The sequence below is a fragment of the Arcicella lustrica genome (genome assembly GCF_034930985.1).
GTDB classification, from domain to species: domain Bacteria; phylum Bacteroidota; class Bacteroidia; order Cytophagales; family Spirosomataceae; genus Arcicella; species Arcicella lustrica.
This window is the reverse complement of sequence record NZ_JAYGIM010000001.1, coordinates 343,888-360,991: the sequence shown is the minus strand read 5'-3', so window position 1 is coordinate 360,991 and position 17,104 is coordinate 343,888. Positions and strand designations below refer to the sequence as shown.

7 protein-coding genes are annotated in these 17,104 nt (G+C 36.5%); 1 reads left to right on the top strand and 6 read right to left on the bottom strand.

What is annotated here, in order from left to right; all coding sequences use genetic code 11:
- Positions 1-5 precede the first annotated feature (5 nt).
- The gene (locus VB798_RS01410; protein WP_323255193.1) at positions 6-1,346 is read right to left on the bottom strand and encodes a sugar porter family MFS transporter; all 1,341 of its coding nucleotides are present in this window, start codon (positions 1,344-1,346) and stop codon (positions 6-8) included.
- Between the two features lie 110 nt (positions 1,347-1,456).
- On the opposite strand from VB798_RS01410, the gene VB798_RS01405 reads away from it, so the two are divergent.
- Positions 1,457-2,341, top strand: coding sequence for an AraC family transcriptional regulator (locus VB798_RS01405; RefSeq protein WP_323255191.1), 885 nt, complete (start codon positions 1,457-1,459; stop codon positions 2,339-2,341).
- A 99-nt stretch (positions 2,342-2,440) separates the two neighbouring features.
- Here VB798_RS01405 and VB798_RS01400 read toward each other — a convergent pair whose 3' ends face one another.
- From VB798_RS01400 to VB798_RS01380, 5 genes are all read right to left on the bottom strand, one after another.
- Positions 2,441-5,770 carry a DUF5107 domain-containing protein gene (locus VB798_RS01400; RefSeq protein ID WP_323255189.1) on the bottom strand — a complete coding sequence of 1,110 codons (3,330 nt, stop codon included), beginning with the start codon at positions 5,768-5,770 and terminating at the stop codon, positions 2,441-2,443.
- Between the two features lie 63 nt (positions 5,771-5,833).
- The gene (locus VB798_RS01395; protein ID WP_323255187.1) at positions 5,834-8,695 is read right to left on the bottom strand and encodes a sugar-binding domain-containing protein; all 2,862 of its coding nucleotides are present in this window, start codon (positions 8,693-8,695) and stop codon (positions 5,834-5,836) included.
- 136 nt (positions 8,696-8,831) lie between these two features.
- The gene (locus VB798_RS01390) at positions 8,832-12,140 is read right to left on the bottom strand and encodes a VCBS repeat-containing protein (protein WP_323255185.1); all 3,309 of its coding nucleotides are present in this window, start codon (positions 12,138-12,140) and stop codon (positions 8,832-8,834) included.
- A 109-nt stretch (positions 12,141-12,249) separates the two neighbouring features.
- Complete coding sequence (locus VB798_RS01385) at positions 12,250-13,830, bottom strand: RagB/SusD family nutrient uptake outer membrane protein (RefSeq protein ID WP_323255183.1); 1,581 nt, start codon at positions 13,828-13,830, stop codon at positions 12,250-12,252.
- A gap of 53 nt (positions 13,831-13,883) precedes the next feature.
- A complete protein-coding gene (locus tag VB798_RS01380) occupies positions 13,884-16,955 on the bottom strand; it encodes a SusC/RagA family TonB-linked outer membrane protein (protein WP_323255181.1) in 3,072 nt (1,023 codons plus the stop codon).
- Positions 16,956-17,104 lie beyond the last annotated feature (149 nt).

The following is a 17,104-nucleotide window of genomic DNA, read 5'->3' as shown; positions in this document are numbered from 1 at the left end:
CTTTTCTAATGTCCCAAAAACACATCTTCTAATTCTTCTAAAGTTTTTCCTTTGGTTTCTCTTACTTTCAATTTAATAAACCAAAAACCCGCAAAACACACCACAGCGTACATCCAGAATGGACCGAAAGTACCCATTTTTTCAGCTAAAATTGGGAATGTAAATACCAGAACAAAATAGGCTGCCCACAAAGCTAAAATGGCAATTGAAGAAGCTTTACCTCTAATTTTATTCGGAAAAATTTCAGAAATCAACACCCAAGTAACAGGCGCTAAAGAACAAGCATAAATACTGATTGCCATCAATACAAACACCGAAAGTACACGTGGGTCAGCTTGGCTTTTCAAGAGTAAAGCAATGATGATGTACAAAACCGAAAGTCCTAAAGAACCAATTAACATCAAAGGTTTTCGTCCTAATTTATCTACTTGATACATCGCTACAATCGTGAATATCAGATTGATAATTCCTATCGCAACAGTTTCAAAAAGTTGTCTGTCGAGATTTGCACCTACCGTTTCAAAAATGGTTGAAGTATAATTAAAAACCACATTGATACCGCATAATTGTTGAAAAACAGCCAAACCGATTCCCACCAAAACAGCAGGGCGGTAATCAATTTTGAAGAGTAAGGCAAAAGATTCTTTTTGAACATTTAACAATGATTTTTCCACATCGATTAAAGTCTTCTGGGCAAAATCTTTTCCACCAATTTTAGTTAAAATAGCTTCTCCTAAAGTTACTTGCCCATTCTGAATTAACCAGCGTGGGCTTTCTGGCAACCAAAATACTCCAATAAAAAAAGCAAGCGAAGGAATTGCGCCTAAACCAAACATCCAACGCCAAGCATCTGGACCAATCGTTGAGAGTTTGTAGTTAACCAAATTGGTAATTAAAATTCCAATAACAATCGTTAATTGGTTGATTGACACATTTCTACCTCTAATTTCAGCAGGAGAAACCTCAGCAATGTACATCGGACTAAGCATTGAAGCCATTCCCACACCAACGCCTGCAATAAATCTCATACTGATAAAGATGGATAATGTACTGGAAAACGCCATTCCCAAAGATGATAAGGCAAAAACCAAAGCGGAAATCATCAGTGCGGGACGTCTGCCATATTTATCGGCAATTCTTCCAGCCAACATACAACCCAACATACAACCTAATGCTAATGAGCCAGTTAGGAAACCTTCCCACCAAGCATTAAGAGCAAATACTTCTCTTAAAAATGGTAATGTTCCAGAAATAACGGCAAAGTCGAAACCAAAAAGATAACCGCCAAGTGCTGAAATGAATGAAATGACAAATGTATATCGAGTATTGTTGTTTATATTTTCCATTAATATGTTTAAATATATTTATATTTAATTGCAAATTTATCAGTTTCAATACTACTTTTACATGTCTATTTTTACGAAATACATAGACAATATTATTAAACAATATTTTGATGATTGAGAAACAAGAAGGCTTTGTCGGGCAACGAACTTACATCATGCCTAATGAATTACTGACCAGAATTGCCAAGCATCCATTGGTTGAAGCATTACATATTACTGATATTGGTTATTACCCCAAAGCAGGTTTTCACGCTCGTGAACGCAAGTATGGCTGTTTACAACACATTTTGATTTACTGTGTGCATGGCGAAGGTTGGTTCGAGATTAACAACCAAAGATATCTTGTAAAACCTGACCATTTTTTTATTCTCCCTGCCAATATTGCTCATAGTTATGGTGCAAACCTAAGTAACCCTTGGTCTATTTATTGGGTGCATTTTACGGGTTCACGCTCCTCTCATTATCTTGATTTTCTGATTGATGTTTCAGAAAATTATGCACCGATTATGATGCCTCCCAACAGCGAACGGATAGTAATGTTTGATGACATTATTTCACATATTGAGATGTCATTCAACGACGATAATATTGTCTATGCAAACACCAGCTTTGCCCATTTTCTTACTACTTTCAAAGCCTCAGTTTTCAACCCAAATCCTCAGCAATCTTCTGATGCAGACCCCATCAGCAAAGTGATTTTTTATATGAAAGAACACCTTACTGAAACGCTTACTTTGGAACAATTAGCAGAAGTAGCGGGAATGTCAGCTTCGCACTTTTCAGCAGTATTTCGCCAAAAAGTACAAAGCTCACCTATCAACTTTTTCACTTTCCTCAAGATTCAACAAGCATGTCGTTTATTAGAATATAGCAAACTGAGAATCAAAGAGATTGCTTATCAAATTGGTTATAACGACCCTTATCATTTCAGCAGAGTATTCACAACCGTAATGGGCGTGTCGCCTCGTGATTTCAGAAAAATGGGGAAACATTAATTTTTTAGTGATTAGAAAATAGTGATTGGTGATCAGTATTACATCTAATTATCATCATTCCCACAAAAATCCTCAAAATGGTATTCATTAACTACACGACTATCTTTTCAAAAAATCAATCATATTTTTATGTAAAATAGCTCCTTGGTGATTGATGTTCAAGCTCAGTATTTTATCAAAAAAAGATTGAGTCTCTTCATAAAAACCTAAACCTAAATGCCCCAAACCAATCAAGTAAAAGCAATGAATTTGATTTCTTTCGTTTAAATCTGCATCAAAAACCAATAAATCGGGTAAAGACACAGCGAAGTAATCAATCTTTACTTCATCATTTTGATGAACTTCTCCAAAACCAATCAGTCTATGAAAAAGTGCTTCTGCTTTTTCAAGATTTCCTAATTTTTTCCAAGCCAAACCTTGGTAGAAAATCTTATCGGGTTGTTGATCATTATAAAAAACCGCCTGAACGGGTTCATCTAAGCCTATTGTCGCTAACTGAAAATTTTCTTTCGCTTTTTCTGGCATAGCTAAACCCTCATAAGCCAATCCTTTTAAATAGAAAATATCATTTTCCTGCACTCCAAACAATTTGCCTTCTCCTAAATTTATCGGATACTTTTCGGCTGCATTTAGCAAGTTCAAAGCTTCTTCAAAGTTTTGATTTACAATCGTCTTTTTGGCTAATTCAAGATGGCAAATCAAGTATTGTCCTACTACTTTTCCTTCGCCGCCTTCCCAAGGATGAAACTGACGAGACGCTAATAATTCAACCGCTTTTGCATAATTTCCTAACTGATTATGCAAAGTAATTCTCTCTAAAAATAAATCGTCTCGCTGGTTACTTACTTCAAGGTCTTTTTCTAGTAAATTGAGCCTTTCTTGTGGATTATGATTCAATTTTTTATACAATTGGTCAAGCTCCATCAATACTCTAGCATCTTTCTGGTCTAAAGAAAAAGCCTTTTCCATCGCTTCAAGTGACTTTTTTGCATCATTGAGTTTATTAAAGTAAGCCAAAGATAAATTTCTAAAAACCGTCGGAAAAGTGTCGTTTAAATTCGCTGAACGTTCCCAACAAGCAATGGCTTCAGGATATTGACGGTTGGCATACCAAAAATTTCCTAAAAAATAATAAGCATTGGCATCTAATGGATTTTGTTCTACAGCCCATGTCAAAACCACTACTTCTTCTAAACGATTCGGGAAAACGTATTCGGGATTTGCCTGTTGAGCTTTCTCAAGAAAACGTGTTTTTTGTGCATTATCTCCAAGATTTTCGTAAGTAAAAGCCATAAAATAATATATCATCGGATAGGCTTCTTTACTTTCAGAAAGATGAACAGACAGCAAATCGGCTGCTTCCTGAAAAAGACCAGCTTCTAAATAATCGGTAGCATATTCCAGATAAGTATGTACATTTTGGCGTAAAAGCGTAGTAAATCTTGTGAAAGTTTCTTTTGCTAAATTTTTATCAAAAGACTTTTCTATGAGATATTTTTCAAACAAACAGCCCACATTGAATTGGTCTATTTGTAAACTTTCTTCTATCAGCTTTAACGCTTCTTCTTTTCTGTTCAAATGGCGAAGAATGGCTACTTTCAAATGACGAGCAGTGTGTCCATGCCAATTTTTGAGCATCGAATTACTTACTTCTTCCAAAGCTTGTGCGTATTTTCCTTTACGAACTGAAATTCTTGCCAAAGCTAAATAGGCATTATCTTGCCAAGCGGCATTCCAAGTAGCTTTAAAAAATACTTCGTAGGCTTTATCATAAAGTCCCAGTTTTGTCAAACAAAGTCCCAAATTGAAATACGCTTCGCCATTATAAGGATTTGGATTTCTTTGCGTTGACGTTTGAATTGCCTTTTCAAAATAAGGTTTCGCTTTGGCGAATTGTCCACGTTTATAATACCACAAACCCGTCGCATTGTTTGAACGAGTATCTTGTGGGTCACGACGGAGTACTTCTTCGTAATAATCAGTTGCCAAATAAGTAGCATGGCGATACTGTTCGATGTGCTGTCCTGTTAGAAACAACTGTTCATTACTTTCAATTTCAGCGGGAATTTTCGCCGCCATAGCAGGTTCTGGAATCTCTTTTTCAACTTTTACTTCGGGCTGATAAGCGACCAATTCTACGCCTTTAGCCGTTAATAAACGTAAATGTAGTTGCTCTAATTGAACCGCAGGAAAAGGCAAATAATGATGAAAAGTTTGCTCTGGCGAAATATCAATTATTTCAGCAAAAATAACTTTATCATTTAATTTCAATTCAATCTTAGCATTCGGATACGAAGCCGTGGCATAAGCTTTAATGTGAATAATTTTATTTTCGTATTCCAGATTAATCGCTGCTTCTTTCGTAGCATTTTTTACGATACCTATTTCGCTATAAGGCATAAAGTACTGCAAAAAACGACGCTCTTCATTGGGCATTATCCAAGAAAAATCAGGTTGATTATCGGTAAAAACGCCCGTCATCAGCTCTATGTATGGGCCGTCTTCATCCGTCAAATTTCTGTCCCAAGCATAGCCAAATTCTCCATTTCCCCAAGTCCATTGCTTTTTCCCGGGCGAAACATGATGATTAGCAACGTGTAATAAACCGCCTTTACTGTCATTTTCATAGCCGCCCATAAAATCGTACTTCGATTTTATCGCCATATAAGAAGTAGGCACAGGAATATTTTTGTACCAAGAAATATCCGTTCCGGGCGAATAATCTACTTTATAATAAGTGCCTTTGGCGATTGGAAACGAAGAAACATCTCGTTTCCCGTGATCGAAAACAGCGTAAACATCTGGTGGAAAAACGGATTGATAATAATCATTTACTTTCACAGCAGGATTTGCCCACCAAAGAAAAGTCTGCGGAATACTCGTGCGATTATAGAGTACTCCTTGAATTTCTAAATAAGCTTTATCTGGATGTAAAGTAAAACCTGCCATGCCTTTGGTACGAAACATTCTTTCTACTTCACTAACCCAAACTGTTTTTGAGCCATCGGCATTTTCTTCAATCGAAAAATCAATGGCTTCAAAAGTACTCGGACGGTGATGTTGTGGCCAGTTAAATTCAATACCGCCTGAAATCCACGGGCCCGTTAAACCCACCAAAGCGGGTTTTATCACTTGATTGTAATAAATAAAATGACGTTGTTTTACTTTGTCATAAGCCATTTGGATTCTTCCTCCCAATTCTGGCAAAATCATAATTTTCAAATATTGATTTTCCAGATAAATGGCATGATAACTTTTATCTTCTTTGGTATCTTCTATTTTTTCAATGACAGCGTGCGGATAAACCACACCGCTACTGCCTTGATATACTCTTTTCTCTAAAAACATTGGATTCTTCTCTGGCTTTCCAATGCCATAAGTAGGAATCACGACGGTTTCTTCCCAAACATTCACTAATTGATTATTCATAGTTTGTGTGTAATTTCTTGGTTAAGGTTTTACAAAACACAGTTAGGAGATGTAAAATAAAGACTACTTATTAGTTTCAAACAAACCTTGCAAAGCTGATACTTCCATTTGTTGGGTCGGACTAAAATCTTTGCTGTTTAGGTATTTTAATAAGCTATATTTTAATTGACGAGTAGCAGGTCGTTGGTCAATATTATTAGTTAAATCAATGCTACAAACCATCAGTTTTCCTTTGCCTACTTTTGCCTCAAAAGCCAAAGCTAGTCGGCGATTTTCAAACCAAGTATCAATTGGTTGAATACTTGCCTTCAAAGAAGTGGGAAATTCGTCCAGAATTATCGCTTGTGAATGACTCATAATATCTTGCCATTGATAATTGCTAAAAGATTCCGTTGGGAACTCCTTAAAAATTGGACTTTTCGGATTACAAGTAATTCCCAAAGTATGTGGACCTTGTCCGCTTGTCCAAGCCGTATTCCAGAAAATACTTGAAAACCCAACTTTTACTTCTGCTCCTTTTCCCTTTTTTACACGACTGTAAGGCAATAATAAAACCGTTTTTCCAGCTTCTAATTGTTGTATAATCTCAGGATTTAGAGATTCAGCAATTACAACATTTCCCGTAGCAGATTCAACAGCAAGTTTGGAAGGATAAACCCAAAAATCCCAGCTATTTTTAATATCAGTGCCTTCAATACTTAATTTCAAGACTAATTTCTGAGCTTTCGTAAAGCTTGATAACGATTCTTTTAGCTGACCAATTTTTTGTACATTATCAATATCTACTTGTTCTTTGATAAAAAATCCTTTTCGCTGTACTTTGCCCGATTCATCTACAATCTGCCATAAGATTTTAGCATTTTTTAAAACTTTTACTCCGAAATGCGCAATCTCTAAAGTAGCTTCCATATTTTCTTGATTGGTATAAATCAAAGATGGAAAACGAGCTAACAAAACGGTAGTATTACAAAAAGTACGGTATTCTTCGGGCGAAGTATAACCTTTTGATTCCCAAAACGCATCTAAAGCACCGACTAAAGCTGTACCTTGTCCGGGAAAATCATGCAAGCCCAATAACTGAAATCCACCAAAACCGGGAGTACGTAAAGCGGCTTCAATATCGGCTTTATAACAAAGTGTTTGCAAACGTCCAGAAGCATAAAGAAAATCTTCAGCTTGATTGCCCATGCCTTTGGCTTCTAAGGTTTCTTTGAAAATCTCAAAATTGGTTGCCTTCAAAACACGAGTATATTTCGATATTTCCTTTAAGTTGGGGTATGCACACCATTGCCCAATTTCATGACTGATATATGGCTGATTGGCTGTTCTTCCAGTTATCTTTCTCCAATCGTAGTTGGTGTTTGGTTTATCTTTGTTAATAATACTGTTCGTCTCTTCACCCCAACGTTGAATACGAGCATCTGGACTAATATTGAATTGATTTTCGGGCAAAATTGGCCAACCCGCACCGCTGGTATATAAACGACGAGTATCTTTTTGTTTGAAATGCTCAACCCATTTTCCAAGAAATTCATTTTGGTTGATACCCGCTGGTTCATTACCGTAAGACATCATGCAAAAAGAAGGATGATTACCATAATTTTTCAAAATGCGTTCTGATTCTTTGTAAATAAAATCATCGACCAAACCACCTGTTCCAACGGCACTTCCCTGATTTGCCCAAAGCGGACTTTCTACATATAAATAAACACCCAAGCTATCTGCCACTTGAAAAGCAACTTCTGGCGGACACCAAGAGTGAAAACGTAAATGATTGAGTCCGTAACTTTTGATAGTTGTAAAGATTTTATTCCAAAAAGTACGCTCGGTAGAAGGATAGCCCGTCAGTGGAAAACCTGCACAATCTACATCGCCACGCAAGAAAATCGGGCGACCATTGATAGCAATTCGAGAACCCATTGTGGACATTTCACGCATACCGAAAGTCGATACTTTTTCTGAAATGACTGTCCCTTTTTCATCCACTAATTGGGTTTTTAGTTGGTATAAATTAGGTGAAAATTCATCCCAAAGTTCAGGATTTGGAATGCGATAAGTAGCGCTAAGGTTAGTCTTTTCAGAAGAAATATTAACCGCTTCTTCTTGCGCTGGCAAAAGCGTTTTATTTCCTTGCAGACTTTGTACTTGATAAATTACTTTTCCTTTAAAAGCCTGATTTCTTGCCTGCTTCAAGCCCAGTTCAATCTGTACTGACGAAGCAGAAAGATGGGGGAAAATCTGAATATCTTCGATATTCGTCAAGGCTTTTGCTTCTAAAGAAATCTCCCCAACAATTCCGTTCCAATTGGTTTGTGTATGCTCAGTAATGCTTGATGAATTGGGACCGATATAGATTTTAATTCTATTGTCAACACGAATCACAATCTCATTGTTTTTCTCTTTCAGAAGTCCTGTAATATCATATTCATGTGCCGTCACTAAGCTATTCTGAGTACCACAAAATGCTCCATTCACAAAAACACTTGTTTCCCAATGGCAACGTTCTAAATTCAAGATTACTTTTTTCTTAGCCCAATTTTCAGGGATAGTGATTCTCTTTTTGTACCAAGCGGGTGCAGCAAAATACTTGTTTGATTTCAACCAAAAAGGGATTTTTATATCATTTTGGCGATATTTGGCATATTTTTCTGAGAAGTAATAGCTACTATCAATCACATCGCCCGTCCACGGGGTTTGTAAAGTAACATCGTCGCCTTTGCCATTTTCAGTTAATGAACCGGGCAATTTTACTTTATCTGAATAAGGTAATGCCCACCAATGCTCACGAAGACCTTTATCTTGTGGGTCGAGTTTTAGTTCCCAAGTTCCTGCCAATGAGATTTTCTGTTGGGCGAAAATGCCTACGGAAAAATTCAATAAAATTCCTAAGAAAAATAAACCGATTAGTAATTGTTTTTTATACATTTTTCTAAAACCTGTCTTTTGATGGATTAAACATTTCTACAAAACAACTCATTTCAAGAGCCTAAAACCATAGAGTTTATCTTGAATTTGATGGATAATATTATGGTTTAAAAGTCTCTAAAAATTAAATCAATTATTATTTTGGAAGTCTTTTTTCAAAACTTAATACTTTTAAAGAAGAAGCATTTCGAGAAACAATCACCGACTTTTTACCAGCCGAATTACGAATTGAAATGATACTTTTACAGTCGCCATCTGCAAAAAAACCTGTTTTTTCTAAAGCCAGTACTTCAAAATTTCCTTTGCCATTTCCTTTTAAAACCGTTCCGTAAGAGGCATCGTATCGCCCAGCCACAGGTTCTACGCCATAATCATTTCCTACTAAAATCATATCTAAATTTCCGTCGGCATTCAAGTCTTCTATCAAAATATCTTGACAAACTGACCATTGAGCAGGTTTGGGCAAAGCCTTCAATTTAAAAGTTTGATTTCCCAAATTTTCAAGAAAAATACTCTCTTGAAGAAACGCTTTTGTTATCGTCGCCGCTTTGCGTTGTTCTTCAGAAAGTACATCGTTCATGGTAGCTTTGGCATACAATGCGTAAGTATTAAACTTGGCTTTGAAAGAAGGAATTTGCCGAACAAGCTCGTCTCTGGATGGAATTGGATATTCAACGCCTTTCAAGAAATAAGAAGGAATAGCATCCCAACGACCATTATTATCGTAATCCGCTCCGTAAATCGTCAGTGGTTCTTGCTTCGAAAATTGGTAACGATTATTTGTTCCGAGGTTTCCTAGCACAAAATCGATGTCGCCATCTTTGTCAAAATCAGCGGCTTTGATACAATTCCACAAACCATTTGATGCTGGAAAAGTATTGGTTTCTACCAATTTCCCTTGTTTATTTTGAAATAAAGTAATGGGTATACATTCACCTACTACGATTAAATCTTCCCAAGAATCATGGTCAACATCAGCCCAAACGGCTGAAGTAATCATCCCGATTGTTTTCAAATTTGGCGCAAAACTTTCGGTGACATTTCTAAAATATCCTCCTTCATTTCTCAATAAATAGCTTTCGCCAGCTTTTGGATATTGCAAAGGCATTAGCCTTCCACCTCTGAACAAATCTAAATCTCCGTCATGGTCAAAATCAGCCGCTACTACACAAGAACCACTATGGGTAATATTGGGTAAGTGATTGTTTGTCAAGGTGAATCTCCCTTTTCCATCATTAAAATACAGTCGGTCTTGATAGTACTTTGAACCATCAAAATACTCGTTTGAGCCGCTCACAATGTATAAATCCAAATCTTTATCGTTATCAGCATCGAATAATAATACGCCTACATCTTCTTCATTTTTTTCCTGTTTCACTTTCGTCAGAGCGGTTTGCTGAAATTTTCCATTTGGTTTTTGAATGAAAAATCTCCCTTCGTGTAAATACGAACCTCCCACAAAAAAGTCGTCTAAACCATCGCCATTTACATCACCAGAAGCCATTTTTGGTCCTTGCTGAGAAAGTTTGTGCATCAATAATGTTTCCTGATTATAGTCCATGTAGGGTTCTTCTTGATGAACATAATCTTTCAACATATCAGATTCTTCTGTAAAAATTCTTGGAAGCTTTTGCTGTACTAAAACGTTTACTTTGGCGTTTTTATAATCAACAAGCAAGGTTTGATTACTCTTGATTTTTTTGATGGTCTGCGATTTTCCGTCCGACCAAAGTACTTGTAAAGAATCAATTTTAGGATTTTCACCTAAACCAAAATGAATCAAAAAATCACTAGAAGATTGAAAACCTTTAGTGACAGACTGATGAATCTTCTGCAATTTCCCTTGTTGAAAAAGCGTAACATCTGTTCCCAAGCCAAAAGTATTTTGAGCTGTACCTTGTAGTTTTACTTTTAAAAAAGCTTTTGAAGGCGTGTTGTTTTTCAACAGAAAAGCCTCTTGATTAATGTTATTCACGACTAAATCTAAATCGCCGTCATTGTCAAAATCGGCATAAGCGGCTCCATTTGAAAGCGAAGGCAAATCGCCAAAAGCATTATCGGAAATATCTTCAAAAGTCAAATCGCCTTTGTTACGAAACAAGTAATTCACTTTTTTAAGCGTATTCATCTTCAAAGCTCCTTTTTTCATCAAGTCATCCATTTCTTTTTTGGAAGTACTCGCTTGCGCCATTTCTGTATTATAACTTACAAAATCTAAATCGGTAATGTCTCGCAAATAACCATTGCTGATGAATAAATCTTTGTTGCCATCATTATCAAAATCAGTAAACAATGGAGACCAACTCCAATCAGTGCTATGAACGCCTGCCAACTGACCAATTTCAGAAAAATGTACTTTGCCATCGGGCGTTTTTCCGACGTTCAAATGCAACATATTTCGCATGAATTGCGGATGATAGCCCAAAGCTAAACTTTGTTCGTACTGCACATAATTGGCTGGCCCTGCCATTTTTTTTCGCTGTTCATTATCGGCAGGAAGCATATCAACCGACATTACATCAAACTTCCCGTCATTGTTAAAGTCTGCAACATCAGTTCCCATCGAAAACTGACTATGATGTCCAAAACTTTCTTTAGCGGATTCTGTGAAAGTACCGTCATGATTGTTGATGTAGAGTAAATCGTTAGAAAGAAAATCATTGCCAACAAAAATGTCTTCCCAACCGTCTTCATTAATATCGGCAATGGATAAACCCAAACTCATGCCATCGTGTAAAATTCCTGCTTTTCGAGAAATATCTGTAAAAGTACCATTGCCATTATTTTGAAAAAGTTTATCGGCAGATAATCCACTTCCGTCTGTAATGGGAGCTACCAAAGCGTTGGGATTACGGGTAGAATTTGTACTTGTGATAAGAAATAAATCTAAATCATTGTCTTTATCAAAATCAAAAAAAGCGGCTTGGTTACTGAAAGTTGTATCTGCCAAACCATACGCTTTTGCCGATTCGATGAAACGAATTTTTCCTCCGCTTGAATGATTAATGTATAATTGATTAGCTCGCTGAAAAAATGGATAATTTCCCGATTTACACACGTAAATATCTAATAGTCCATCGCCATTCACATCTGCCATTGTTACGCCCGTACTCCAACCTCCTTTTTTAATCCCCGCTTTTTCGGTAATGTCTTCAAATTTGAAAGATGATTTTTCAGCATTCCCCAAATTCAAATACAATTTATCGGGTACTTGGTTTCCTGTAAAATACACATCAGTAAAACCATCATTATTAATATCGCCGACGGCAACGCCTCCACCGTTATAGACATAATAGTAATCAATCAGATTGAATGAATCATTTTCAACAACCGTATTTTGAAAAGAAATTCCACTTTCAGTCGCAGGAATTACGGTAAAAAGCTTTCCTTTTTCAGGTTGACAAGCACAAAAAAACAAAAGGAGAAGTACTGATAATCTCTTCATTGAGGTAGTTCAAATTTAAATAGCGGTTGAGTGAACATCACTTTTCAAAAACAAAACATTCCAAATCTTGAAGATTTGGAATGTTTAAACTATTATTTTCAATCAAAAACTATTGCCATTCTATGTTCTGTTTCACTTTCGGATTTCCTTGAATTTCAATCAATGGAATCGGCAATACATAATCTTTGGCTTTTACAGTTCTTCCAACTTTATAAGTATCTGAATAGCGTTTGATGTACGCTCCAAGGTAATCTGGATTTCCTCCAAATTTACTTTTACGACGAAGTTCTGGATAACCCACTTGTTCAAAAGCAAACTCATGAATAATTTCATCAACAATTGCATCTCTCAAAGCCGATTGCGAAAGTCCTTTCAAAGGTTCTAAACCAGCTCTATCACGTAGTTTATTAATACTTGCAAAAGCATCACCTTGACCACTTTCATTACAAGCTTCCGAATGACCAAGTAAAACATCGGCATAGCGTAAATAAATGGTATTTTTCTCAGTTGTTGACCAGTTTGTGTTCATTTCCACCAATTTGCCCGACCAAGCTTTACTGAAAATCAGTTCTTCAGGTTTGTTTGGGTTTGCATTCGGGTCAACTAATCCACCAAAACGAGAAAGATTATAATCTGCTTTTTCACTCCATTTTACAATAGGGAATTCTCCTTTTGAATTTTTAGCTGTGCGTCCTGTTGGATACGATTCAATAAAAGTAGCGTCAATTCTTTTATCAGAACTTTTATAAGACATTCTGAAATCTTTTGTAGCACTTAGCCAACTCCAACCAGCTCCACCCAAATCACTTGGAAAATCTTCAGGGTTAAAGTGTGCAGAGCTATTAGTGTATTCTGATGAATTTACTTTGGCAGAAGCCTGTCCTTCAAAAATTCTTTCTCCTTGATTTTTATGGCTTATATCAAAATTACTTCCAAAATCTGCATAAAGAGTTAGCCCACTATTATTGATAATATCTTCAGAAGTGGCTTTGGCTTCTGCCCATTTTTGTCCCCATAATTGAGCCTTCATCAACAAAGTTTTTGCCGCCCATTTAGTTGCTCTACCAGCATCAGTACCCGAATATGAAGCAGGTAATACGCTTGCCGCTGCACTACAATCTGCATAGATTTGTTCAAGTACTTTTTGTTTTCCGCCATCATTACTTGGTAAATCGTTGTAACTCTGCGTAGAAGTAGTTTTCAAAGGTGGATTATCAAAATATCTTACCAATTCATAATAATAAAAACCTCTTAAAAACTGAGCTTCTGCTTTGATGCGCTTTACTTTATCAGCATTGGCTACATCTTGGATTTTATCAGCCGTTTCGATGATATTATTCGCACGGTCAATCGAGCGATAACACTGTTGCCAATAAGCATTAATATAATCATCAGAAGCACTAATATTTCCTAAATTATATTGAAGTGGACCTTTCTCCCAACCTACTTGATAACCCACCAAACATTCAAATACATAACGATTGTAAAAGTGATTGAACCAATCGCCATTGCCCATCGTAAGGTCATCGTAAACGGCATTTACGCCTAATTCAAGTTCTTTAGCTGATTGATAAAAAGTACTTGGATTAATAAAATCTGGATTTTCTTTCAAATCCGAACATCCCGTTGCCGACAACATAATGGCCGAAGCAAGGAGTGATTTTGTATTTTTTAAGATGAAATTTTTCATTTCTTATATTGCTAAGAATTTAATTTACAGTAAAATTTAATTTTGATAAAAGCCTAAAAACCAAGGTTTAAACCGAACGTAATCGTTCTTGCTCTTGGATAAGCATCATAGTCATCTCCACGATTCAAATTACTTTGTCCGCCATTGTTTACTTCTGGGTCAAAACCTTTGTATTTCGTAATCAAGAATAAATTTTGTCCGCTTACTGATACTCTTGCCGAACGAATAAATTTATTGTTTACAGGAATTCTATAACCCAATGAAACATTTTGAAGACGAATAAAAGAACCATCTTGAATAAAGAATGAAGATTTACGGAATGAAATAAAATCTCTTCTTCCGTCAATCACAGGGCGAGTGCCATTTTGGTTTTCTGAACTCCAAGAATCTGTCAAAATATTAGCTAACTGATTGATTTTCTGAACACCATCACCAATTTCTGACTGTTGAAGATTACGGATTTGGTTGCCTTGTACTCCTCTGAAAAATACGCCTAAATCAAAGTTTTTGTATTTCAGTGAAGTATTCAAGCCCCACACAAATTTTGGATTTGGATTGCCGATAATCTTGTAGTCATCCGAAGTATATTTTCCATCGTTGTTTACATCAGTGTATTTTGGATAACCCGCTTTGGCTGAATAGCTCGCTCCTTCTGCATCCGTTTTGAATAAACCAGCGTACTCGTAACCACGCCAAACACCAATTGGATTTCCAGCTTCTACCCAACTTCCATCAATACCTAAGTGACCACTCGGGCTACTTGCAAAGTATGGCGTACTTTTTCCTAAATCAGCAATTTCGTTTCTTACGAATGAAATATTTCCACCAATATCCCATTTTAAACTTCCTTTGTCGATGGCTTTGTAATTGAGCTCAAAGTCAACTCCTTTGTTGGTCAATGAACCAGAATTCAACAAAACAGTACTGAAACCTGTACTTTGAGCGATTGATACGTAGAGTAATAAATCGGAAGTTTTGGTATTGTACCAGTCAACGGCTAAGTCTAAACGATTGTTCAACAAACGAGTATTTATACCAACATTCAACATCGCTGTTGATTCCCATTTTAAGTCTGGATTCGCAATATTGTTTGCACCATAACCAGCAGCCAATTGTCCTCCAAAAATATAATTGAAAGGCACTAAACCAGAAACAGATTGATAAGGAGGAATATTTGAATTACCAGTAATACCATAACTTGCACGAAGTTTTAAGTCATTGATAACTTCTGAAATTTTAGAATTTTTGAAGAATTCTTCATTAGCGATTTTCCAACCAATTGCTGCCGAAGGGAAAGTTGCCCATTTGTTGTTAGGTCCAAATTTTGAAGAACCATCTCTACGAACAGTTACGGTTAATAAGTACTTATCTAAAGCAGAATAATTTACCCTTCCGATGAATGACTCTAAATTCCATTCTTGTCTTCCAGAATATGGCGTTTGTGGTTTTGCCCCGTTTTGCAAATTCATTGAATTAACATCGTCTGAAGGCAAACCCCAAGAAGAAGCTGCATCATACTGGTTAATTTCATGCTGATTGGTATAACCTGCAGTTACATCAACATTGTGTCCTTTACTCAAGGTTTTGGTATAAGTCAGCAAGTTTTCGTTCAATAAATTCGTAAGATTACGATTGAATTTATCTAATTCACGTCCATTCTGACGGCCCAAACGAGTAAAACTATTGTAGAACGATTTACGATTGGCATTTACCACATCAACCCCAATACTTGTCTTAAATTTCAAACCTTCGATAATGCTAAAAGTAACGCCAGAAGTACCGAAAATACGGTTCGTTACATCTTTGTCATAACCTTGTTTCGCTTCGGCTACTGGATTAATGCTAAAACGACCATCATAACTTGGGTAGTTATAATTTCCATTTTGGTCATAAATAGCCACTGTTGGGTCTAAACCAAGTGCGGTAATAATCAAACCACCTGGTCCACCTCTATCAGTCGGTACATTACTTGATTCTAAATGACTGTAAGACCAACTGTTACTCAAAGTAGCTTTTCCGCCCAAAAAATCATTATCTAAATTTACACGAAATCCATAACGTTTGAAATCAGTACTAATAACAACACCTTGATTATCAAGAATATTTCCACTAAAAGCATATCTCATTCCTTTTGTTCCACCTGCAAATGTCAATTGATGGCTTTGGATATTTCCTTGGCGAGTCACTGCATCCAACCAGTTTGTTCCTGCCCCAGCCGCACTAATTTGGGCAGCGCTATAACGTCCTGCTCCTCCTTGACTTACTTCTAACTTATTGATATACTTCATGTAATCATCCGCACGCATTAAGTCAATTTTTCTAGCAATATCTTGCATAGAATACGACGCATCGTAGGTCAAGCGCCCATCTCCTTCTTTACCACGTTTTGTCGTAATCATTACTACACCATTCGCTCCTCTTGAACCATAAATAGAAGTACCAGAAGCATCTTTTAATACCTCGATAGATTCAATATCATTCGGGTTCAACATCGCCAAAGCGTTTGAAGGCTGTCTGTTTCCGCCAGTTCCGAGTGCATTATTGTCTGGATAAATTGGCAATCCATCAATTACATACAATGGCTCTGAACCACTCAAAATTGAGTTCGGTCCTCTCACTCGCACCGAAAGCCCTCCACCCGGAGCAGCAGAAGCCTGCGATACTTGTACCCCAGCGACTCTACCTTGTAAGGCTTGGTCTAATGAAGAAACTGGAAATTCTTTGATTACATCTCCTTTGATACTCGAAACCGAAGCAGTTAAATCACTTTTTTTCACTTGTCCATAACCCACAACCACTACTTCTTCCAAGGCTTGTACATCTACAGCTAATTCTACATTTACATTGGTTTTGTTACCTATTGCTACTTCTTGAGATTTGAAACCCACAAAACTAAATACCAATACCGCATTTGCAGGAGCATCAATTTTATAAGTACCATCTAATGCCGTTGTTGTACCTCTTTTAGACTGTTTTTCAAAAATACTTACTCCTGCAAGCGTTTCATTATTGCTTCCTGTTACTTTTCCAGTAACCGACCTTTGGGCAAAGGTCGAAAACCCTGTGACAGCTAAAAGAATAAAACCATAAGCTATTCTTCTGCTTTTTTGTAATAATTGCTTCATATACAGTTTTATAATAGTTAAATGTTAATTAGAAAATTATCGAAATAGTAAAATAAAATATTGAAATATTATAAATTTCACCTTGCAAAATTGATTGAAGCAGAGAAGCAAAACAATGGATATTTATTCAAAAGAATGGATTATATTAT

Excerpts from the sequence above, each read along its gene's own strand:
- VB798_RS01400 (WP_323255189.1), bottom strand. The coding sequence starts at position 5,770 with ATGAATAATCAATTAGTGAATGTTTGGGAAGAAACCGTCGTGATTCCT.
- VB798_RS01410 (WP_323255193.1), bottom strand. The coding sequence starts at position 1,346 with ATGGAAAATATAAACAACAATACTCGATATACATTTGTCATTTCATTC.
- VB798_RS01385 (WP_323255183.1), bottom strand. The coding sequence starts at position 13,830 with ATGAAAAATTTCATCTTAAAAAATACAAAATCACTCCTTGCTTCGGCC.
- VB798_RS01380 (WP_323255181.1), bottom strand. The coding sequence starts at position 16,955 with ATGAAGCAATTATTACAAAAAAGCAGAAGAATAGCTTATGGTTTTATT.
- VB798_RS01405 (WP_323255191.1), top strand. The coding sequence starts at position 1,457 with ATGATTGAGAAACAAGAAGGCTTTGTCGGGCAACGAACTTACATCATG.
- VB798_RS01390 (WP_323255185.1), bottom strand. The coding sequence starts at position 12,140 with ATGAAGAGATTATCAGTACTTCTCCTTTTGTTTTTTTGTGCTTGTCAA.
- VB798_RS01395 (WP_323255187.1), bottom strand. The coding sequence starts at position 8,695 with ATGTATAAAAAACAATTACTAATCGGTTTATTTTTCTTAGGAATTTTA.